The sequence below is a fragment of the Pseudomonas sp. TZ252 genome (genome assembly GCF_056110345.1).
In genome coordinates, this window is record NZ_CM148566.1 from 2,417,734 (window position 1) to 2,439,532 (window position 21,799).

The window sequence follows — 21,799 nt, forward strand, 5'->3', positions numbered from 1 at the left end:
ACATGCAAAGCCTGCTGATCCGCAATGCCCGGATGGTCAACGAGGGGCAGGTATGCGAAGGCGATCTGCTGGTCCGCCACGGTCGCATCGAACGCATCGCCGGCTGCCTGGAAAACTGCGGCGCCAGCCGGGAGATCGATGCCGCCGGACGCTACCTGCTGCCGGGAATGATCGACGACCAGGTGCACTTCCGCGAGCCGGGTTATCCACAGAAGGGCTCGATCGCCAGCGAATCCCGCGCCGCCGTGGCGGGCGGCATCACCAGTTTCATGGACATGCCCAATACCCGCCCGGCGACGCTGAGCCTCGAAGCGCTGGCGGAAAAGAAGCGCCTCGCCGCCGCCCATAGCGTGGCCAACTACGGTTTCCACTTCGGCGTCAGCCGCGACAACCTCGACACCGTGGCCGCCCTCGATCCACGCGAGGTCGCCGCGGTGAAGGTGTTCATGGGCGCCTCCACCGGCGACATGCTGGTGGACGACCTGCCGACCCTGGAGCGCCTGTTCGCCAGCGTTCCGACCCTGCTGCTGAGCCATTGCGAAGACACGCCGCGGATCGAAGCCAACCTGGCGCGCTGGCGACAACGCTTCGGTGAACGTATTCCGGCAGCCGCCCACCCGCGCATTCGCGACGCCGAGGCTTGCTACCGTTCCACCGCCCTGGCGGTGGAACTGGCGCAACGACATGGCACGCTGCTGCATGTCCTGCACTTATCCACAGCGCGTGAACTGGCCCTGTTCGAGGACAAGCCGCTGTGCCAGAAACGCATCACCGCGGAAGTCTGCGTCCACCATCTGCTGTTCGACGACAGCGACTACGCCCGCCTCGGCCATCTGCTCAAGTGCAACCCGGCGATCAAGAGCCGCGAGGACCGCGACGCCCTGCGCAGGGCGCTGGCCGGCAACCGCCTGGACGTGATCGGCACCGACCACGCGCCGCACGCCTGGGCCGAGAAGCAGCAGGCTTATCCACAGGCGCCGGCCGGCCTGCCACTGGTCCAGCATGCGTTGCCGGCACTCCTGGAGCTGGTCCGCGAAGGCTGGCTGTCGCTGGCCACCCTGGTGGCGAAGACCAGCCACCGGGTCGCCGAACTGTTCGCCATCGCCGATCGCGGTTTCCTCCGCGAAGGTTACTGGGCCGACCTGGTGCTGGTCAGCGAACTGGAGCACCCGGCGCTGGCCAGCGCCATGCCGCTGCTGTCGCGCTGCAACTGGACGCCGTTCCGCCACCGGGCATTCCACCATCGGATCGATACCACCATCGTCTCCGGGCAACTCGCCTGGCACGCGGGACGCCTGTTCGACGATTGCCAGGGACTGCCCCTGCGGTTTTCCCGCTGAAGTCTTGTCCACCAGCCTGCTGTGGATATCCGTTAGCCCACGGCCCTAGCGCAGGGCTTTCACCGCCGCGCCAAGGAAGGCATAGGTCTCCTCCTCGCGATCGTCCATCTCCGGCTTCGGCCAGGCGCTCCAGACCACCGCCACGATCTTCTCCTTGCGGTTGATGTAGAGGTACTGGCCGAAGATGCCCTGGGCTTCGAAGGCCCCGCCGTCATGCTCGGGCAGGGCCTTGGCGCCCACCGGGAAGGTCCACCACTGGTAGCCGTAGCCGAGCGCGTATTCGCCATCGTAGAGCTTGCCCGGGGCCAGGTGGGAAGAAGCCTCGACGCGACTGGCACGATCGACCCAACCTTCGGGGAGGATACGTTCGCCATCGATCACCCCGTCCTCGAGGACGAACTGGCCGAAGCGGCCATAGTCGCGCAGGGTCGCGCTCAAGCCGCTGCTGCCGATCTCTTGCCCGGCCGGCGATTCCAGTTGCCAGAAGCCGTCGCTCTCCATGCCCATCCGCGCCCAGATCCGCTCGGACAGGTAGTCGCTCACCGGAATGCGGGTCGCCGCGTGCAACAGCTCGCTCTGCAGGTGCGACTCGCCGGTGCTGTAGGTGAAGTGGGTACCGGCCGGGTACTGCCGCGGCAGGCTCGCCAGCAGCCGCAGGATGCCACCGGGACGTTCGGCGAGCTGGGCGTCGAACATCTGCCTGCGGTCGGACTTCGGATCGCGATAGGTCTCGTTCCAGCGGACCCCGGAACTCATCTGCAGGACCTGCTCCACCGTCACCCCCTGGTAGGCGGAGCCGGCCAGGCTCGGCAGGTACTTGTCCACAGGCTGGTCGAGAGCCAGCAGGCCCTGCTGCACGGCGGCGCCCACCAGGGTCGAGGAGATCGACTTGACCACCGAGAACGAGGTCCAGCGCGTGCGTGCGTCGTTGCCCAGGCCGTAGCGCTCCAGGGCGACCTTGCCATCCTTGAGGACCAACACCCCGCCAACGCGGTTGCGCCGCATGAAATCGTCGACGCCGTATTCCTCGCCGCCGATCCGGTAGCGCGGCGCGATGGCCACACCCGCCGGCAGCGGACGGACCTTGGTCCCCTTGTGGATAACCCGGGTCGGATAGACCTTGTCCATGTTCCGGTAGGTGTCCGGCTGGTATTCCGGGATCAGTTCATAGAGATCGGCGGCACGGCCGATCCGCGGGTTTTCCACAGCCGCGTCGGCGCCGGCCGAGCCGCTTGCCGAGACGAACAGTGCCAGCAGGGCCGGCCGGAAGACTGATATACAGCTACGCATGGACGTTTTCCTTATGACCGGAAGCAGCTCCGGCTTCGTCGTTTTTATGGATGTGGACTGGCGTCTCAGGGTTATCCACAGGACGTTCAGTCGCTCGGGTCCCGTATCGGACACGCCCAGAGTTCGACCGCCGGGCGCTCAGGGTCCGGCGGCCCGATCCAGCGCGCCAGCGCATCGCAGCGCCCCTGACGGCAGATCCGGTAGTCGCCGGCCTCCGGTGTGCGCCCCAGCCGCAACGGTTGCAGCGGCGGCACCCCACGGTGGTAATGCCAGGCGCCGTCACGCAGCACGGCGCCCTCGGGAATCTCCATCCCCGCCCCGCTGCCCCGCACCCGGGCCTCTTCCAGCAGCAGGCCGCGCTCACTCAGGCGATAGTCTTCTTCCCAGAGCACCTTCTCGACCGTGTGTTGCCAGGCCAGGGTGAACGACTGCAGCGGCAGCGTCGCCCAGACGCTGCCGGCCATGCCCAGACACAGCGCGATCACGCCACCGCCTCGCGCGCACGCTGGCGCCAGAGGTGCCAGCCGATCACCAGCGCGCCGAGGACGAAGCCCAGCTCGTCGCTGATCGGCAAGGCCAGGACCAGGCTGGCCCCGGCGGCGAACGCCACCAGGCGCTCCCACCAGGCCAGCGGCCCCTGCAGGTAGCCGATGGAAGCCATGCCCCACAGGCCGATGGCCAGCACCGCCTTGCAGGTGACATAGAGCGTCGCCCCCCAACCGCCTTCCTGCAGCATCAGCGCCGGGGAATACACCGCCATGAACGGCACCACGAAACCCGCCAGGGCGATGCGCACCGCCCAGAAGCTGATCTTCAATCCCCTTTCCTTGGCGATCGGCGCGGCCGCGAAACAGGCCAGCGCCACCGGAGGGGTGAGGTCGGCGAGGATGCCGAAGTAGAAGACGAACATGTGCGAGACGATCAGCGGCACCCCCAGTTCCAGCAGCGCCGGCGCGGCGATGGAGCTGGTGATGATGTAGTTGGGGATGGTCGGGATGCCCATTCCCAGGACCAGGCAGGTGACCATGGTCAGGACCAGCGACAGTAGCAGGTTCTCCCGTCCCAGGTCGAGCACGTAGCTGGCGAAGGTGGTGGCGATGCCGGTCAGCGAAATCACCCCGATGATGACTCCCACCAGGGTGCAGGCGATGCCCACCGGGATCGCATGTCGCGCACCTTCGGCGAGGGCGCGGACGCAGATGCGCAGGGTTTCCCGGCCGCCACGGACGAACCAGCAGGCCAGGGCCAGGGCCGCGATCACGACGAAGATCACCCCGATGCCGAGGCGGAAGAACCCCGCGCAGAGCAGCCCCAGCGCCACCCAGAAGGCGATGCGCAGGCCGAGCGAGGACACCCGCAGGATGATCGCCGAACCGAGGATGACGATGGCGGTCAGCGCCAGGCCGATGGTTCCGGAGAACAGCGGCGTGCGCCCGGAGAACAGCAGCGCGATCAGCACCAGCAACGGAATCAGCAGGAACCAGCGCTCGCGGACGGCACCCCAGGCGCTCGGACACTGATCGCGCGGCAGGCCCTTTAGATCGGCCCGGCGGGCCTCGAGGTGGACCATCCAGTACACCGAGCCGAAATACAGCAGGGCCGGGATCAGCGCCGCCTTGGCGATCTCCACGTAGGGGACGTTGATGGTCTCGGCCATGATGAACGCCACCGCCCCCATCACCGGCGGCATCAGTTGGCTGCCCATGCTCGCGGTCGCCTCGACGCCGCCGGCGAACGCCGGCTTGTAGCCGAAACGCTTCATCAGCGGGATGGTGAACTGTCCGGTGGTGACCACGTTGGCCACGCCGGAGCCGGTGATGGTGCCCATCAGCGCCGAGGAGAATACCGAGACCTTGGCCGGCCCGCCGACCCGGTGACCGAACAGGCCCATGGCGAAATCGGTGAACAGGCGGATCATGCCGGCCTGCTCGAGGAAGGCGCCGAACAGGATGAACAGATAGATGTAGGTGGCCGATACGTAGGTCGGCGTGCCGTAGAGACCTTCGGTACCGAACGACAGCTGGTTGACGATCTGGTCGAAGCCGTAGCCGCGGTGGGCCAGGTCGCCCGGCAGGTGTTCGCCGAACAGGCCATAGGCAAGAAACAGCGCGCAGATGATCGGCAAGGCGATGCCCATCACCCGTCGCGCCGCCTCGAAGACCAGAACGATCAGCACCACGCCGACGACCATGTCGGCCTGGGTCAGCTCTCCGGAGCGCTGGATCAGGTCGCCCTCGAAAACCCACTGGTAGACCGCCGTGCCCAGGCCGGCCATGCCCAGCAACCAGGCCAGCGGCTGCCAGGGGCGACCTATGCCGAAGGCGGGATAGCTGATGTACACCACCAGCAACAGCAGTCCGACGTGCATTGCCCGCAGGACCTGGGTGGAAATCAGGGGAAAGGCCGCGGTGACGACCTGGAACACGGAAAAGGCCAGGGCCACGGCGAACAACGCGCGCGGCCAGTTTTCCGCCTCAAGATGCAGCCCGTTCTGATGATCGCTCATGCATCGACTCCCTACAGCCGGAAACGCGGGGAACCCGGTCCGCCGCACGGACCGGGGCTACGGAGAAACGGGCCTCACTCGGGCAGTACGCCCTTCTCCTTGTAGAAGCGCTCGGCGCCGGGATGCAGCGGAATCGGCAGGTTCTTCGCCGCCTTGTCCAGGGCGATGTCCTTGGCGGCAGCATGGGCGGTGACCAGGCGCGGCAGGTTGTCGAACATCAGCTTGGTCATCTGGTAGGCCAGCTCGTCGCTGACCCCGGAGTGGCTGACCAGGATATTGTCGATCGCCACCGTCGGCACGTCCTGCTCCTGGCCGTCGTAGGTGCCGGCGGGAATGCTCGCGGCGTGATAGGCCGGGCTGTCGATCTTCGCCACCACGTCCGCCGGGATCGCGACGAAGGTGATCGGCATGGTCGAGGCCAGGTCGCGGATGGCCGCCATGCCCAGGCCGGAGGATTGCAGCGTAGCGTCGAGCTGGCGGTTCTTGATCAGCTCCACCGACTCGGCGTAGGGCAGGTACTCCACCTTGCCCATGTCCTCGTAGCTCAGGCCGGCGGCCTTGAAGATCGCCCGGGCGTTCAGCTCGGTACCGCTCTTGGGCGCGCCCACCGAAATGCGCTTGCCTTTCAGGTCGGCCAGGGTCTTGATGCCCGAGGCTTGGCTGGCCACTACCTGGATATAGTTCGGATAGGTATTGCCGATAGCCCGCAGCTTCTTCAACGGCGCCTTGAAGCCGGCGTCGGCGACCCCGTTCCAGGCGTCGGCGACCGAGTCGCCCAGCGCCAGCGCCAGTTCTCCACGCCCGGCCTGCAACAGGTTGAGGTTCTCGACCGAAGCCTTGGTGGCCTGCACCGAGGTTTTCGCGCCCTGGATATCGTGCCCGTAGATCTGCGAGAGGCCGACCCCTATGGGGTAATAGACCCCGCTGGTGCCGCCGGTGAGGATATTGATGAAGGTCGGCGCGGCAAAGACCGCGGTACTGAAGGTCACCGTTGCGGCAAGCGTGAAAAGACCGAAGCGTCTGCTCAGCGACATGGGAAGTCTCCTGTTCTTATCGTTGTTGTCGCGCTGTCGCGGAAGCGTCCCGGCTTCCTTCGACCGCGCAGGACTTCGTGCAGACTAGACCGCCCCGCCACGCAGGACAATCAGCAAGGACCGATTGCGCGACCGGCTCCGCAAGGGAGCCGGTCGCCGGCGTTCAGGCGTACAGGTCGCGCCGCGACCAGGGCAGCTCGTGGGAGCCATCCTCGTGGGGGCGAATGGCGAGGATCTGGTGCAGGTTGATCCAGCCGCGCTTGAAGCCGTAGGCGCATCCGGCCAGGTACAGCCGCCAGATCCGCAGGGTTTCCTCGGGCACCAGGCGAGCCGCCTCCTTCAGCCTGGCTTCCAGGTTGGCGCTCCAGAAATCCAGGGTCCGGGCGTAGTGCAGACGCAGGCTTTCCACGTCGACTACTTCCAGCCCGGCTTCGCTCATCCGCGCCACCGCCAGCGACAGGTGCGGCAGCTCGCCGTGGGGAAACACGTAGCGATCGATGAAGTCGCCGGCCCCCTTGCCAACCGGGCGGCCGTCGGTGTAGCGCGAGGTGATGCCGTGGTTCATCACCAGGCCGCCGGGACGCACCGCATCGTACAGTTGCTGGAAGTACAGCCCCAGGTTGGCGTGCCCGACGTGCTCGAACATGCCGACGCTGACCACCTTGTCGAAGCGGCCATCGCGCGGCAGGTCGCGGTAATCCAGCAGCTTGAGGGTGACTCGGTCCTCCAGGCCTTCGGCCTTGACTCGCTCCCGGCCGAGCGCCAGCTGCTCCTTGCTCAATGTGATGCCGGTGACCTCGACGCCGAACTCGCGAGCGGCCAGGCGCGCCAGCCCCCCCCAACCGCAACCGACATCGAGCAGCTTCTCGCCCGGCTGCAAACGCAGCTTGCGGCACAGGTGACGGAGCTTGGCCAGTTGCGCGGTGGCGAGGTCTTCCTTGCCGGTCTCGAAATAAGCGCAGGAATAGACCATTTCCGGATCCAGCCAGAGCTGGTAGAAGTCGTTGGACAGGTCGTAGTGGTAATGGATGGCTTCGGCGTCGGTGTCCTTGTCATGGCTTTCGCGAACCGGCGGCGCGCCGCCATCGGGTTCGCCGAGCGCTTCGCTGAGGGCATCGCCGATACCGATGACCTGGCTGATCGGTCCTTCGATGTCGAGACGCTTCTCGACGTAGGCCTTGCCCAGCGCATCGAGGCTGGGATGGGTGATCTCGGTTAGCAGCGAGGGGTCGCGAATGACCATGGTTACCTGTGGATCCGGCCCCAGATCGAACGCCTGAGCATCGCCGATGCGGATCCGCAACGGCAGTTGCAGGGACAGCAACTCAGAGGGGAGCTGTGCAATCATGCCAAACCTCCTGGTCACAAGACGGGAACACTATAGTCCAGTACCTGATAGAGTTTTGCTATCGACTACTTAGCCTCCTATCTATCGATGCAAAACCCCTGAGCACTCCGATTCAGGTTAGCAGCCAGTCTGCCCATGGATAGTTGACAGTTCTGATATACAAACTTTCCCTTGCTGCAATAACGGAATGACGCATACACCCTGTCAAAGGAAGCGGAAGCGACATAAGGAATGCCGATGAACGAGACCGTATCCCTCGAAACACGCGAAGTACGCTTTCTCTCCGTGTTCGACTTCGACGGTACCCTGACATACCGAGACAGCTTCGTGCCCTTCCTGCGTTTCGCCTTCGGCAACCGGGTGTTCGTCCGCCGCATGCTGCGCATGGCAGGACCCAGCCTGGCCTATCTCTGCCGGCGTATCGACCGCGACGACCTGAAGGCGCGCCTGATCGCCACCTTCCTCACCGATGTGCCCGTACATGTGCTGGAAGAGCGGGCGCTGGCCTACCAGAACCGCTTCTGGGAAACACTGATGCGTCCCCACGCATTGACCGCGGTGGCCGACCAGGTCAGCAGCGGCAGCACCGTGACCATCTGTTCCGCCTCCCCTTCGCTGCTACTCAGGCCGTTCGCCGAGAAGCTCGGCGTGCACCTGATCGCCACCGAGCTGGAAGTGGTAGACGGCGTACTGACCGGCAGGATCGTCGGCCGCAACTGCCGGCGCGACGAGAAAGTCTGCCGCCTGGAGCGGCACTACGGTCCGCTGACCCAATACTCCCTGCGCGCCTGGGGCGACTCGCGCGGCGATACGGAACTGCTGGCGGCGGCGCTGGAGCGCTTCTGGAAACCGTTCCGCTGACCGGTTCGCCTCAAGGCACCGTAACCCACTTGAAACGGGACTGCTGGTAGCGCTCCCCCTTCGGAGCCGAAGAAAGCTGGCTGGCCTGAAACCATCGCCTGCGAAAAAGCCGATGCCCGCAGAAAAATAGCCTTTCGCCATCAACCGATGGCCAAAACCAGATCGACGTTTGGTCGGAACCGGCAAGAGGAATCTGGTCTGCCGGAAACCTCTTCGGTCATCTCGAAGCGGCAGTCAGCGAAAAAGAAAATTCTCGGTCTGGCTTGGACTTAGGGCTATTGGTGGCTATTTGCCCTATAGGGCTTCCGGCAATATCCGGAAATCTGGATTTCTTCTCCGCCCATTAAAATTAATAGTTGTTCGATATTCTACAGCGCTTACCCTCACAACGCCCAGAAGTTGCGAAAACCAATTTACGCAAATAATTCGAACAATTCATTATTTCTGGAATTAGCCAATGAACCTGATAGCGGAAGATTTCAGCACACGAAGCCTTCTAGCGGGTGAGCGGTATAAAGCGAAGATCGCTTTCGTTTCACCACACACCAGGCGTAACAGTTTTGAGGACGAGCCAAAGTGCTTTCTGGGCGTCAGCCTGGAAAATAGAAATTTCACTCCCAACCGCTTCCATTCCATGGTCGAGTGGGCGGCTCGGCGCTTTGAGAAATGCAGTATTTTGATAGGCGACCATATTCACCGGATTACCTTGCAGTCCACGCGGGACATGCCCGAGGAAGATGCCCGCCGCGAGGCCGTCAGACTGGGCGACGCGTTCATGGAGGAAAGCCGGCTCATCGTCGATGCCTACCGACACGCCACGGACTTCGAGTACATAACCTGTTCGGAGATCCAGGCCAGTACAGAATGCAAGGATTTCTATACAAGTTTGCGTAACTATTTCCTGGAGCACTCTGGATTCCGAGATTCGGTGGAAAAGTTTGGAAGAAACTACCACCGGCATAATTGGGAGAAGTTGAGTGAAGAACAGCAGAGGCATCGCCTCGACTTTTCCTCGCGATATTTTCTCGAAGAGTTTTCCGTATTCGCCTGCCTAGTAAGAAAAGGCTTCAAAGTCATGGCCTATCCCGGTGCTTTCAGTACGTTGGCAGAAATAGCAGCGGGTGACTTTCCAGGAATGCTCGATGAATTGCAGAAACTTACCGTGGTTTCCCTGCAATTGAAAAGGAGATAGGAATGAGTTCCTCTCCCAAGCCGGTGGCCTGGCAATTGAACCGAGGTTCGATCTACCAGGATGTCTACGAGAAGAGAATCGATAAACGTCCTGTAGATACCCTGGCAAAACTGCAAGAGGCCTATCTGGAGGACGAGCATCTGGTCTTCCCCTCCGAACAAACCCGCGTGGCGGCGTTGAGAGATGGCGTTTTCCTGTTGCGAATACCGGACGATTTCCAGGTCCGCGACTGCGACCTGTTCGCCAGCAATTTCTTCAAGGGCCCGGCCATCGCCCCCTACGGTGCATTTCGCGAACTCACAGCGGAAACCTTCGACGATCCCCTGCTGGGTTTTCATGAACGAATCAACCAGATCGAGCAATTCCTGCTGGAACGACGCTTCTGGAAAACCCACTACCCAGAGGAAATCCTCCAGGCCGGCGAACAGCTGACCGCTTACAGTCGGCAGTTGCTGCGTGCCATCCTGTCGCTCACCGACATCGATCCGGAATTCTGGAGCCTGGCTACCGGCGGTGCCTCGGACGCCCAGGGTTCCTACCATTTAACCTTCAATCACTATCGCCCGCGCTTCGCGGGTGTCGGGCTGGCTTCCCACAAGGACGATGGGTTCCTGACGCTGTTACGCACCACCGAACCGGGGCTGGAAGTCAACCGCAATGATCGCTGGGAGGCGCTGGAGCCCTCACCCGATCATTTCGTGGTCAACTTTGGTCTCTCCATGGAAGTGCTTACTCGCGGCTCCTCCACACCCGTCAGGGCCATCATGCACAGGGTCAGGCATCAGACCCACGACCGCTGCAGCTTCGCTCATTTCACCTCCAGTCACTGCACTCCCGGCACCGAGGCAGGCATCTACAGCTATGCAACGGGAGAGGGACTCAGGAGAGTCTGCAGTTCGCGCGACATCATCGACGCGAACGACGAGGAGATCTACCAGGGTACGGTCATCAGGGAGACGGACAATCCATGAGCGGGCTTCCCCAGTTCCATCCCTGCAAGGCCTATCTGGATGATTCCAGGCACCTGGTCTTCAGCCAGGCGGATGGCTTTGCGCGGGCGCTACGCGACGGCTTCTTCGCCCTGCGTATTCCAGAAGAACTGGATCTCGCACCAGGTATCCGCTTCGCCCAAGAGTTCTACCAACCTGCCGTGGAAGAGCCCCATGCAGACGCCCGTTACCGGGGTTTCAGGAACCTTCCCGACATCTATTTCGACCGGGAGAACTTCCAGACCGAACATATCCTTGCCGACGCCAGACAACGCCAGGCGTCGTTTCCAGACGAAGTGAACCGACTGTGCGAACGGATGCACGAGATCGCCCGGCTCATCCTGCGTGAGATCCTCGGCAGCCTCGGCGTAGCGCCACGGTTGTGGCCCGACGTCACCGGCGGGACCAGCGAAGGGAAGGGCGTCACCTGGTTCGCCGTCAGCCACTACCGACCCGAGCGCAACATGCAGGGCGCTCCAGCGCACAAGGACACCGGCTTCGTCACCGTCTTGTACTGCGACCAGCCAGGCCTGCAGGCGCGACTCGAGGAAGGATGGGTCGAGGTCCCCCCCATGGAAGGGCATTTCCTGATCAATTTCGGGGGCAGCCTGGAACTTCTCACCGCCAGGTTGCCAATCCCGGCCGCCGCGGTTCTCCACCAGGTCCGACAGAGTTCATCGACGGTGGAGCGGGGCGATCGCTACTCCTTCGCGGCATTCCTCAATCCACCTGCGACCGGCGCGCTCTACAGCCTCACCGCCGACGGCCAGCGCGCCGAGCCGGTCATTCCGGTAGAGACCTTCCTTCGCGAATTCAACGAGCAGACCTGGAAGGACAGCTATACCGATTTCGGCATCGCCGAAGGGCCTGGGGCCGCCGCCCCAGCCGACGACCACGCAAACCGGTACCTGCGCCCATGAACAGCAAAGAGAATAGCGCGCCCTTCCCCGGCCTCATCGCCCATCATTCCGGCTCTTGTCCGGCTACCGGACACGCCGAGGCTTTCCACCATGCCACGGTGTGCCAGGGCCTGGACGCCTCCACCTACTTCGCCCGTTCCGGCATCGCGGAACTGGCGGAGAACAACGAAGGACTCTGTACCTTCTGGCTCGGAGACGACCTGGCGCTCTACCAGACGACCAACGCGCCCCTCGTCGACGACGAGGATCTGGCGCCCTCGATCAATGCGAACGCCGAGCTCTTCGGTTCCTTCCTCGGTTCCCTGCCCGCGCAGGACGAGCGACGCAAGGCCAAGCGCGCCGTGGTCGAACGCGTGCTCGGCAGCAACCGGTTCGTTACCAGTCTGGACCCGCATGTACGCGAAATGGCCCAACACTACCTGCGAGAGGTGGCAGGTCGCTCGCTGCCCTTGCAGGACTTCTGCCTGCACATGGTAGCGCGCATCGACAGCGGGTTGCCCGGCGTCCTGGATTTTCATCAGAAGCCCCTGACCCACTACCTGCAAAGCACCGAATACGGAGTGATCGCCAGGGACTTCTTCGAGATCGCCTCGGAGGTCATCAGCAAGATGAATCCGGAATCGATCGAGAACGCCGACATGATCGTCGAGATGACGCGCGACATGCTGGATTCGAACTACGAATCGATTGTCCGGGCTCCTCCAACGAACATGATCCTCGCCCAGTTCGACTGCTTCTCCCGGCCCTTCACACGCGAAACCATACGAGCGCTGGATGCCGCATCACTCAAGGAACTGGGTACGATCATCGTCGCGACCTATGACACCACGGCCCTCAGTCTGCTCTGGACGCTCACCTACCTGGAGGACAATCCAGCCGAGAAAGAACGTCTGCTGGGTGTAGTAGACAACCCGGAACAAGCGCTGGACGAGGCCTACCTACTGGTGCTTGAAGCGATCCGCCTGGGTGGCAGCAACCCCACTGCATTGTGGCGCCGGACCAACCGGCCGATACGCATCCGCCATCGCGGCACCGAGGTTACGATTCCCGCCAATACGATGCTCTGGCTCGATCGACGGCGGGCCAATCGCGACGCGTCGCTGTTCCCCCACGCCGAGCGGTTCGATACGGACAACATCCGGCAGCTCATCCGCAACCAGACCAGCCACGGCCAGGCCGTGTCGCTGCTGGCCAGGAACCGCTACGAAATCAACTCCTTCAACATGGTCAACACCCATAGAAGCCCGCGCAAATGCCCAGGCCGCCTGTTCTCCGTCAGGGAACAGGCGCTGATCCTGACGGAGCTGTACCGCCTCTACAAGGTCTGCGTGACAGAAGCCGACTCCACGCTGGCACCTCACAGTTCCATGCCGCGGCCCCGACGTTCGGGAAACATCATCCTCACTGCCAGGGCCGCCGCCCTGTGAACCTGTACGTCATGGAGAACGCTTGATGAGCAATATCCTTCCATCCGCCCGGATGCTCGACGGCATGCTGCACTTCAAGGAAGAAGACGGTTTCAGTCGCGCGCGCAAGCTAGGTGCCTTCCACCTCGAGCACCCACGGGGCTGGGACTTTTCGGCCGGCATCGCCCTGGCCCAGAGCTATTATCTGGAACCCGAGGTAGACGCCGACAACGCCTTCCGGGGGTTCCATCGCAAGGATCTCGGCAAGTCCCTGCTGGGCTATTCCCGCACAGGTGCCGACCAGGACGAACTGCTGCAGATCGAATGCGGCCTGTGGCGGGAATATCTTCCCGCCCCCGCCGCCGACCTGCTTTGGGCAATGAACGACCTGAACCGCAGTGTTCTCTCGCAACTGTTCGCGCTGGTCGGCATCGAGGAAAGACATTTCGACCTGATAGCCGGCGGCATGTCTTCCAACCAGGCGCTGCAGTACTGCATCTTCAATCATTTCCGCGCTGACAGCGCCCACCCGGTGGGTCTCACCGCCCACAAGGACAGCGGTTTTACCACCCTGCTCTACACCACGGAGCCTGGGCTGGAGTCGCTGGAAAATGGCTCCTGGATTCCTTTCGATCCCATGCCCGGCCATTTCACCCTGGTACTTGGACACTCCTTCGAACTCCTAACCGAGAAGTCCGCCACCCCTGTCCAGGCCAGCTATCACCGCGTCCGCAGAATGGAACCGCAAGAGCGAAAAGCGGACAGGTTCACCTTCGGTTCCTACATCGGTCCGCGCTGGGACCAGGACCTGTACCAGATCAGCGGCGAGACCGTTAAGCCGGTGCAATCCTTCCTCGAGTTTCAGAAACGCAAAGCCGCGGAAATGGGTTACGAATTCCATCCCAAGGTGGAGACGGCTCATCGCTGAGCCCATACATCCTTCGCAGGAGGCGCCAGTGAACACGAAACCGAAAACCGCCAGCTCTCCGACGCTACGCGCTCCGGTCAACCTTCCGGCAATGCCACTGGAGAGCCAGGTCCACCAATACCCACCCATCGAGATGGCGCGATCGCGCCTGCTGGAAAGCAGACTCGTCTTCGATCATCCAGACGGCTTCGAACAGGCGCGCAGGCACGGCTTCTTCCTGCTGGAAGTTCCAGCTCGGATGGACTTCTGCCCTGGCGACCTATTCGTCCGCAATTGCTTCCTTCCCCGAGCAGAGGGCGCCTTGTCCACCTATACGGGGTTCAAGGAATGCCAGATACCAGGGGCCTACCAAGGCTATTTCGACAGGGAGCACGATCAGTGGGAGAACGTCTACATCGAACGAGGCAACTGGTCTCTTATACCTGAGGCCGTGGCTGCACTGGGCGTACAAATGGCGGAGCTGGGTATTGGCGTCCTGCGCGCGGTGCTCGCGGAGCTAGACATCCCCCGCGCGGAATGGGCACGCCTGACCAGCGGCCTGTCCGAAGGACAGGGCCACCAGATGTTCGGCTTCAATCATTTCCGCGCCAGCAAGCCGATCCGTGGTTCCAAGTTCCATCGAGACTCGGGCTGGGTCACCGTCCTGCGCTCCACCGAACCCGGACTGATCGCCTATATCGACGGCCAGCTCCGCTCGATCAACCCACTGCCTGGCCATCTCATCATCAACTTCGGCAGTTCCATGGAAGTGCTTTCCGAACACCTGTCGAGAAAGGTCCACGCTAATGTCCACGGGGTAGCCCGCACCGAGCGCGCGAGCCCGGACGAACGCTACTCCTATGTCGTTTTCCTGGATAGCGATCTGGGCGGCGACATCTACCGATACGGTCCGGCCGGAGCCCAGAAGGTACAGACGGTCCTCGAATTCGCCGAACAGGAGGTCAGCCGGACCTACAACGACGACATCCTCCTCTGACCCCATGCCAGAGGAGTTCACCCAACCGGTCCCGGGGATGACAAACGATGAACCCAAACGCCACCTATGCTCTGGCTTCGGCCGAACTGATCGACGGAAAGCTACGCTTCGACAGCAGCGATGGCTTCGCCCGCGCCATCGCCGACGGGTTCTTCTTCGTCAAGTCACCGAGCCTGGACCTGGCAGCCGGCGATACCTTCGCCCGCAACTTCTACCTGCCTCGCCAGGAGGGCCTCGGCGCGCCCTACCAGGGTTTCTCGCAGTGGACCGAAGATCGGCTGGCGCGCCGGGAAGGATATTTCTCCCGCGACGTCGACCAGGTCGAGCAGTTCTTCCTCGAGAGCCGATTCTGGCAGACAGTGTTCCCAGGCCCTTTGCTGCGGCAGGCCGAACGGATGCGGAGTTTCAGTCTCGAGGTGCTGCGGGCCGTACTCGCGGAACTGGACCTGCCGGTAGAGCTGTGGGACGAGGCCACGGGACGCTGCCTCTCCATGCAAGGCACCTATCACCTGACCTTTAACCATTTCCGCAGCCACGTCCGGGCCCGCGGGCTGAATGTGCACAAGGACTCGGGTTGGGTGACCATCCTGCGCTCGCTGGAGCCTGGACTTGAGGTTCTTCGCGAGGGAGACTGGCTGCCGGTCTCGCCCCGTCCCGGCGAATTCATCGTCAACTTCGGCTGCGCGATGGAGATACTGACCCGTCACTCGGCCACTCCTGTCGCCGCCGTCGCTCACCGAGTGCAGGAACAATTGCCAGGCCAAGCCGATCGCTTCTCCTATGCCCTGTTCGTGGATAGCAGCCTGGACCCACGGACATGCCCTGGCCTGTTTCGCTATCTTCCAGGCCACGGCCTGGTGCTGGAAGCAGATTTCGAAATGTTCCTCAACGAAATTCTGCACAATACTTACCAAGAGAATACCCAGGGTCTATATTGACCCTCCTCCCCGCAGTACCTGCATTCCCCGGAGAGCCGCCGCAAAGTCGGCTTTCCTTCCCCAGTCCTCGGCAGATCAACTCATCCCTGACCCTGGCGCCGGCTCCACGAGCCGGCGCCCCCTTGGCGTTCGTCCGCTCATTCAGCCAAAGAGAACATCATGAACCAGAAAATTTCCCCGCCTTCACAGAAGCTCGACGGCCTGTTCCTGCTGGCCCTGTCGATGGCCGTATTCTTCGTCGGCGTGACCGAGTTCATGCTGTCCTCCATGCTCGGGCCGCTGGCGCAGGCGTTCCACACCACTACCAGCGGCGCCGCCTGGCTGATCTCCAGCTACGCGTTCTCCTATGCGATCGCCGCGCCGTTGCTGGGCTACTTCTCCGACCGCATGCAACGCAGGAAGCTGCTGCTGCTCGCCCTGGTCCTCTTCGCGGTCGATACTCTGGCCATCGTCATCGCCCCGACCCTGGAAATTGCCGTCGTCCTGCGGGTGATCGGGGGCATCGCCTCGGCAATCATCATCCCGACCACCTTCGCCCTGGTCGCGGAGGTGGTCGCCCCGCAAAGACAGGCCGGTGCCATGGGCCAGGTGATGCTCGGCATGACCCTCGGCATTGCCGCCGGCCCGGCACTGGCCGGCCTCCTCTCGGACTTCTTCGGCTGGGCGGCGCCCTTCCTGATGGTCTCGTGCGGTTGCGTGCTGGTCTTCCTGATGGCACGCCAGCGCCTTCCCGTGCAAGCCGTGGCACCGCGCGCCGAGGGCCATGCGCTGGGCTGGTGCAGGCAATGGAGCATCCTCAGGCCACTGATCGCCAAGGGTGCCTGGAACGGCACCGGGGTCGCCGGCCTGCTTCTCTCGGGAGAGGTGCTGCGCCAGCGCTACGGCTTCAGCACCGCGCAGATAGGCGTCAGCATCGCCGCCTTCGGCGTGGGCCTGGCCGTGGGCAACCTCGCCGCGGGTTACCTGCGACGTTATCTGAAGCGCGACGAAGACATGCTCCTGCTGGTGCTGGCGCTCCTGGTGCTATCGATGTCGACCTTCATGCTCCTGCCGCTACCGTTGCCCGTGGCGCTCTGCTGCCTGGGCGCCTGGGGCGCCGCGCTGGGCCTGGGCGCGCCGGCGGGCACGGTGGTACTCGCCTCGCGCTCCGGGCCGGACAAGGGCATGGTGCTGTCGTTCGCCGAGACGTTCAACAACATCGCCATTCTCGCCAGCGTGCCCCTGGCTGTGCGACTGCTGGAGCTGAAGGGGCCGCCCGCCACCCTGTGGGTATTGGGCATCGGCCTGGGGATCGGCGCCTGGCTCACCGTGCTGGACTGGTTCGCCAGCCGCAGGAGCGACGAGACGCTGCCGTTGCGCGATTGACGGCGAGCGCCGGGGCCGCATGCCTGCCCCGGCTTCTCGGGCACGCGGCCGGCGTTACTCGACGGTGACCGACTTGGCCAGGTTGCGCGGCTGGTCGACGTCGGTGCCCTTGAGCACGGCGACATGGTACGAGAGCAATTGCAACGGGATGGTGTAGAGGATCGGCGAGAGCACGTCGCCGATGTGCGGCATGCCCACCACATGGGTGCCCTCGCCAGCCTCGATGCCCGCGCCTTCGTCGGCGAACACCACCAGTTCGCCGCCGCGGGCGCGGACTTCCTGCAGGTTCGACTTGAGCTTCTCCACCAGCTCGTTGTTCGGCGCCACGGTAACCACCGGCATGTCGCTGTCCACCAGCGCCAGCGGGCCATGCTTGAGTTCGCCGGCCGGGTAGGCTTCGGCATGGATATAGGAAATTTCCTTGAGCTTCAGCGCGCCTTCCAGGGCCACCGGGAACTGCGCGCCACGGCCGAGGAACAGGGTGTGGTGCTTCTCAGCGAACAGCTCGGAAACCTTCTCCACCGTCCGGTTCATCGCCAGCGCCTCGCCCAGCCGGGTCGGCAGGCGACGCAGTTCGTCCACCAGCTCGGCTTCGACGCCATCGGCCAGGCGCTTCTGCACCTGGCCGATGCCCAGGGTCAGCAGCAGCAGGGCGACCAACTGGGTGGTGAAGGCCTTGGTCGAGGCCACGCCGATTTCCGGGCCGGCCTGGGTCAGCAGGGTCAGGTCGGATTCGCGCACCAGCGAACTGGTGGCAACGTTGCAGATCGCCACGCTGGAGAGGAAGCCCAGCTCCTTGGCGTTGCGCAGGGCAGCCAGGGTGTCGGCGGTCTCACCGGACTGGGAGATGGTGACGAACAGGCAATCCGGCTGCACCGCGACCTTGCGGTAGCGGAACTCGCTGGCGACCTCCACCTGGCAGGGAATCCCGGTCAGGCTTTCCAGCCAGTAACGGGAGACCATGCCGGCGTGGTAACTGGTGCCGCAGGCGACGATCTGCACGTTGCGGACCTTGGCGAACAGCTCCGCCGCCTGCGGGCCGAAGCTTTCCACCATTACCTGGTTCTGCCCGAGGCGGCCTTCCAGGGTGCGCTGCACGACGCTGGGCTGCTCGTGGATTTCCTTGAGCATGAAGTGCCGGTACTCGCCCTTGTCGGCGGCTTCGGCGCCTTCGTGGTACTGCACGGTCTCGCGCTGCACGTCGTTGCCCTGGACATCCCACAGGCGCACGCTGTCGCGACGGATCTCGGCGATATCGCCTTCTTCCAGGTAGATGAAGCGGTCGGTCACCTGGCGCAGCGCCAGTTGGTCGGAAGCGAGGAAGTTCTCGCCAAGCCCGAGGCCGATTACCAGCGGGCTGCCGCTGCGAGCGGCGACGATGCGGTCCGGCTGCGCCGCGCTGATCACTGCCAGCCCATAGGCCCCGTGCAATTCCTTGACCGCGTCCTTCAGCGCCAGGGTCAGGTCGCCGATGGACTGCAGCTTGTGGTGCAGCAGGTGGACGATGACCTCGGTGTCGGTCTGCGAGGTGAACACGTAGCCCAGGCCCTTGAGCCGCTCACGGAGAGGTTCGTGGTTCTCGATGATGCCGTTGTGCACCACCGCCAGTTCGTCGCTGGAGAAATGCGGGTGGGCGTTGCCTTCGGTTGGCGCGCCGTGGGTCGCCCAGCGGGTATGGGCGATGCCCAGGCGGCCGAGCAGCGGCGTACTGGCCAGGCCTTCCTCCAGGCTGGCGACCTTGCCGACCCGGCGGCAGCGCTGCAGCCTGCCTTCGTTATCGAAGACCGCCACGCCGGCGCTGTCGTAGCCGCGATACTCGAGGCGCTTGAGGCCTTCGATGAGGATGGGGGTGATGTTGCGCTCGGCGATCGCGCCTACGATTCCACACATGGGGTCTTTCTCCTTTCAGGCCTCGACCGGGGCGCAGATCAGCGTGACGCCCCGGGCGGTTATCTGTTCGCGCGCGGAAGGATCCAGGCGCTCGTCGGTAATCAGGGTATGGATGCTGCTCCAGGGCAACTCCTGGTTGGGAATGCGCCGACCGACCTTGTCGGCCTCGGCCATGACGATCACCTCGCGGGCGACCTCGGCCATCACCCGGCTCAGGCCCAGCAATTCGTTGAACGTGGTCGTCCCGCGTTCGAGATCGATGCCGTCGGCACCGATGAATAGTTGGTCGAAGTCATAGGAACGCAGCACCTGCTCGGCAACCTGTCCCTGGAACGACTCGGAATGCGGATCCCAGGTCCCCCCGGTCATCAGCAGCACCGGCTCGTGCTCCAGTTCGCGCAGGGCGTTGACCACGTTCAGCGAGTTGGTCATCACCACCAGGCCCGGCTTGTGCCCGAGTTCGGGGATCATCGCCGCGGTGGTGCTGCCACTGTCGATGATGATCCGCGCATGCTCGCGGATGCGCGCCGCGGCGGCGCGACCGATAGCCTGCTTGTAGGGCGAGACGGGCTGCGCAGCTTCACCGATCAGTTCCTGCGGCATCGGCACCGCACCGCCGTAGCGACGCAACAGCAGGCCGTGGCTTTCCATGGCGGCGAGGTCCTTGCGGATGGTCACTTCCGAGGTGGAAAAGCGCTTGGCGAGTGCGTCCACGCTGACCTCGCCCTGCTCGGAAAGCAGCGCGAGGATGGCATGGCGACGTTGCGGCGTATTACGTTTCGAGATCACTTAAGTTTCGTTTCGAAAGAAAAGTGTGCGAATCAAAACTTATCCGGCGCTTCCCGTCAATGACTTTTCATCGGCTCGGCAGCACCGTATCGGGATCGAGATAGAACATTTTCTTCCAACCCTGGGTGTTGTCGTCGGCCAGCCAGGGATAGGGCAGCAAGGTGATGATCGCGTAGTGCAGGTGGGCCGGCTTGCCGCGCGCGTTGCCGGTGGTGCCGACCGTACCCAGGCGGGAACCGGCAAGGACCGGCTGGCCCGGATAGGCGTCGAGGCTATCGAGATGGGCGTAGTAATGCAGGCGCCACTTGGGCGCCAGCACCAGGACGACCTTGCCGCCGAGAGCGATCTCCCCGCGATAGAGCACCAGGCCGTAGCTGGCGGAGCGTACGGGGGTGCCGCTGCGGGCGAAGATGTCGATGCCCTTGTGCACTCCGGAGCGCCCCCAGGGCTCGAACCAGAAGGTTCGCGGATTCCAGTCGCGGGCACTGGCGCCTTCGACGGGTATCCGCGGCCATTCGGGCAGCACCGCCCAGGCTATGAGCAGCCCCAGCACGATCCGTTTCGCAGGCTTCGGCATCCGTGCCGCTCCGTTACTTCTTGATTTTTTCCGGGCGCTTCCAGTTTTCCAGGTTCTTCTGCCGGGCGCGGCCGAAGGCCAGGTTCTTCGCCGGAACCTCATGGGTGATGGTGGAGCCGGCCGCGGTCGTCGCGCCATCGCCGATCTTCAGCGGCGCCACCAGCGAGTTGTTCGAGCCGATGAACACATCGTCGCCCAGCTCGGTGCGGAACTTGTTCGCGCCATCGTAGTTGCAGGTGATGGTGCCGGCGCCGATGTTGCAGTTGGCGCCCAACTCGGCATCGCCCAGGTAGCTCAGGTGGCCGGCCTTGCTGCCCTCGCCCAGGCGGGCATTCTTCAGTTCGACGAAGTTGCCGACATGGGCCCGAGCGCCGAGCACGCTGCCCGGACGCAGGCGGGCGAACGGACCGGCATCGCTACCCTCGCCCAGCTCCGCGCCTTCCAGGTGGCTGTTGGCCTTGATCACCGCGCCACGCCGCAGGACGCTGTCGCGAATCACGCAGTTCGGTCCGATGCGCACGTCGTCCTCGATCACCACGCGGCCTTCCAGCACCACATTGACGTCGATCAGCACGTCGCGGCCGACCGAGATTTCGCCACGGACATCCAGGCGCTGCGGATCGAGCAGGGTCACGCCCTGGCGCATCAGCTCCTCTGCGCGCAGGCGCTGGTAGTGACGCTCCAGCTGGGCCTGTTGCATGCGGTCATTGACGCCCTGCACTTCCATCGCGTCCAGCGGTTGGGCGCTGGCCACCACCAGGCCGTCGCCGACCGCCATGGCGATCACGTCGGTCAGGTAGTACTCGCCCTGGGCGTTGTCGTTGGACAGGCGGCCGAGCCAGTCGGCAAGGCGCTTGCCCGGCACCGCGAGGATGCCGGTGTTGATCTCGCCGATCTGGCGCTGCGCCGGGGTCGCGTCCTTGTGCTCGACGATGGCCTGCACCGCGCCCTGGTCGTCACGGACGATGCGGCCGTAGCCGGTGGGGTCGAGCATGTCGACGGTGAGCAACGACAACTGGTCCGGGGTGACTTGCGCCAGCAGGCGCTGCAAGGTGTCCAGCTGGATCAGCGGCACGTCGCCGTAGAGGATCAGCACCTGGTCTGCACTGAGGAACGGCAGGGCCTGGGCCACCGCATGGCCCGTACCGAGCTGTTCGGCCTGGAGCACGAAATTCAGGTCGTCGGCGGCCATCCGCTCACGCACCAGATCCGCGCCGTGGCCGATCACCACGTGGATCCGTTCCGGCTGCAACTGGCGCGCGCAGTCGATGACGTGGCCGAGCATCGGCTTGCCGGCAATGGGATGGAGGACCTTGGGCAGGGCCGAACGCATGCGGGTGCCCTGGCCGGCGGCGAGAATCACGATTTCAAGGGACATGGACTGGACTACCGTTCCTGGTGGTCACAGGCAAAACCTGTGAGTGAAGATGCAAAACGAAAAAAGGGTAGC

19 protein-coding genes are annotated in these 21,799 nt (G+C 63.8%); 10 read left to right on the forward strand and 9 right to left on the reverse strand.

Features of this window, described 5'->3' with window-relative positions; genetic code table 11:
* The first annotated feature begins 2 nt into the window (after positions 1-2).
* Positions 3-1,340 (forward strand): dihydroorotase, encoded by a 1,338-nt coding sequence (locus tag ACYAF3_RS11125; protein ID WP_023131429.1) that lies wholly within the window; start codon positions 3-5, stop codon positions 1,338-1,340.
* A 45-nt stretch (positions 1,341-1,385) separates the two neighbouring features.
* Here the strand turns inward: ACYAF3_RS11125 and ACYAF3_RS11130 are convergent, their stop codons facing one another.
* The 5 genes from ACYAF3_RS11130 to cfaB form a co-directional block, all read right to left on the reverse strand.
* Complete coding sequence (locus ACYAF3_RS11130; protein ID WP_003099657.1) at positions 1,386-2,630, reverse strand: serine hydrolase domain-containing protein; 1,245 nt, start codon at positions 2,628-2,630, stop codon at positions 1,386-1,388.
* 86 nt (positions 2,631-2,716) lie between these two features.
* Complete coding sequence (locus tag ACYAF3_RS11135; protein WP_003099655.1) at positions 2,717-3,115, reverse strand: DUF1850 domain-containing protein; 399 nt, start codon at positions 3,113-3,115, stop codon at positions 2,717-2,719.
* Positions 3,112-5,136: a TRAP transporter permease gene (locus ACYAF3_RS11140; RefSeq protein ID WP_003099653.1), complete on the reverse strand. Its 2,025-nt coding sequence runs from the start codon at positions 5,134-5,136 to the stop codon at positions 3,112-3,114. Before ACYAF3_RS11140 ends, ACYAF3_RS11135 begins: the two co-directional genes overlap by 4 nt.
* A gap of 74 nt (positions 5,137-5,210) precedes the next feature.
* Positions 5,211-6,170, reverse strand: a complete 960-nt coding sequence (locus ACYAF3_RS11145) for a TAXI family TRAP transporter solute-binding subunit (protein WP_003097103.1) — start codon at positions 6,168-6,170, stop codon at positions 5,211-5,213.
* Positions 6,171-6,333: 163 nt separating this feature from the next.
* Positions 6,334-7,518, reverse strand: a complete 1,185-nt coding sequence (cfaB, locus tag ACYAF3_RS11150) for a C17 cyclopropane fatty acid synthase CfaB (RefSeq protein WP_003099645.1) — start codon at positions 7,516-7,518, stop codon at positions 6,334-6,336.
* A gap of 237 nt (positions 7,519-7,755) precedes the next feature.
* Here cfaB and ACYAF3_RS11155 point away from each other — a divergent pair, with 237 nt between their 5' ends.
* From ACYAF3_RS11155 to ACYAF3_RS11195, 9 genes are all read left to right on the forward strand, one after another.
* Positions 7,756-8,379, forward strand: a complete 624-nt coding sequence (locus ACYAF3_RS11155) for an HAD-IB family phosphatase (RefSeq protein WP_003099642.1) — start codon at positions 7,756-7,758, stop codon at positions 8,377-8,379.
* Positions 8,380-8,836: 457 nt separating this feature from the next.
* Positions 8,837-9,571 carry a tRNA-dependent cyclodipeptide synthase gene (locus ACYAF3_RS11160; protein ID WP_017001986.1) on the forward strand — a complete coding sequence of 245 codons (735 nt, stop codon included), beginning with the start codon at positions 8,837-8,839 and terminating at the stop codon, positions 9,569-9,571.
* Between the two features lie 2 nt (positions 9,572-9,573).
* Complete coding sequence (locus ACYAF3_RS11165) at positions 9,574-10,542, forward strand: 2OG-Fe(II) oxygenase family protein (RefSeq protein ID WP_003100204.1); 969 nt, start codon at positions 9,574-9,576, stop codon at positions 10,540-10,542.
* The gene (locus tag ACYAF3_RS11170; protein ID WP_023131430.1) at positions 10,539-11,480 is read left to right on the forward strand and encodes a 2OG-Fe(II) oxygenase family protein; all 942 of its coding nucleotides are present in this window, start codon (positions 10,539-10,541) and stop codon (positions 11,478-11,480) included. The genes ACYAF3_RS11165 and ACYAF3_RS11170 overlap by 4 nt, the downstream gene beginning before the upstream one ends.
* Complete coding sequence (locus ACYAF3_RS11175; RefSeq protein WP_023131431.1) at positions 11,477-12,907, forward strand: cytochrome P450; 1,431 nt, start codon at positions 11,477-11,479, stop codon at positions 12,905-12,907. Before ACYAF3_RS11170 ends, ACYAF3_RS11175 begins: the two co-directional genes overlap by 4 nt.
* Positions 12,908-12,932: 25 nt before the next feature.
* The gene (locus tag ACYAF3_RS11180) at positions 12,933-13,814 is read left to right on the forward strand and encodes a 2OG-Fe(II) oxygenase family protein (protein WP_003100213.1); all 882 of its coding nucleotides are present in this window, start codon (positions 12,933-12,935) and stop codon (positions 13,812-13,814) included.
* Between the two features lie 28 nt (positions 13,815-13,842).
* Positions 13,843-14,790: a 2OG-Fe(II) oxygenase family protein gene (locus tag ACYAF3_RS11185; protein ID WP_014603451.1), complete on the forward strand. Its 948-nt coding sequence runs from the start codon at positions 13,843-13,845 to the stop codon at positions 14,788-14,790.
* 47 nt (positions 14,791-14,837) lie between these two features.
* Positions 14,838-15,728, forward strand: a complete 891-nt coding sequence (locus tag ACYAF3_RS11190) for a 2OG-Fe(II) oxygenase family protein (RefSeq protein WP_003100219.1) — start codon at positions 14,838-14,840, stop codon at positions 15,726-15,728.
* Positions 15,729-15,887: 159 nt separating this feature from the next.
* A complete protein-coding gene (locus ACYAF3_RS11195) occupies positions 15,888-17,093 on the forward strand; it encodes an MFS transporter (RefSeq protein ID WP_023087940.1) in 1,206 nt (401 codons plus the stop codon).
* A 54-nt stretch (positions 17,094-17,147) separates the two neighbouring features.
* Here the strand turns inward: ACYAF3_RS11195 and glmS are convergent, their stop codons facing one another.
* The 4 genes from glmS to glmU form a co-directional block, all read right to left on the reverse strand.
* Entirely contained in the window at positions 17,148-18,983 is a 1,836-nt protein-coding gene (gene glmS / locus ACYAF3_RS11200; protein ID WP_128669656.1) for a glutamine--fructose-6-phosphate transaminase (isomerizing), read from the reverse strand.
* A 15-nt stretch (positions 18,984-18,998) separates the two neighbouring features.
* Positions 18,999-19,772 (reverse strand): DeoR/GlpR family DNA-binding transcription regulator, encoded by a 774-nt coding sequence (locus ACYAF3_RS11205; protein ID WP_023087941.1) that lies wholly within the window; start codon positions 19,770-19,772, stop codon positions 18,999-19,001.
* Between the two features lie 67 nt (positions 19,773-19,839).
* Entirely contained in the window at positions 19,840-20,349 is a 510-nt protein-coding gene (locus tag ACYAF3_RS11210) for a M23 family metallopeptidase (RefSeq protein ID WP_023087942.1), read from the reverse strand.
* 13 nt (positions 20,350-20,362) lie between these two features.
* The gene (glmU, locus tag ACYAF3_RS11215) at positions 20,363-21,727 is read right to left on the reverse strand and encodes a bifunctional UDP-N-acetylglucosamine diphosphorylase/glucosamine-1-phosphate N-acetyltransferase GlmU (RefSeq protein ID WP_003114651.1); all 1,365 of its coding nucleotides are present in this window, start codon (positions 21,725-21,727) and stop codon (positions 20,363-20,365) included.
* Positions 21,728-21,799: the final 72 nt, after the last annotated feature.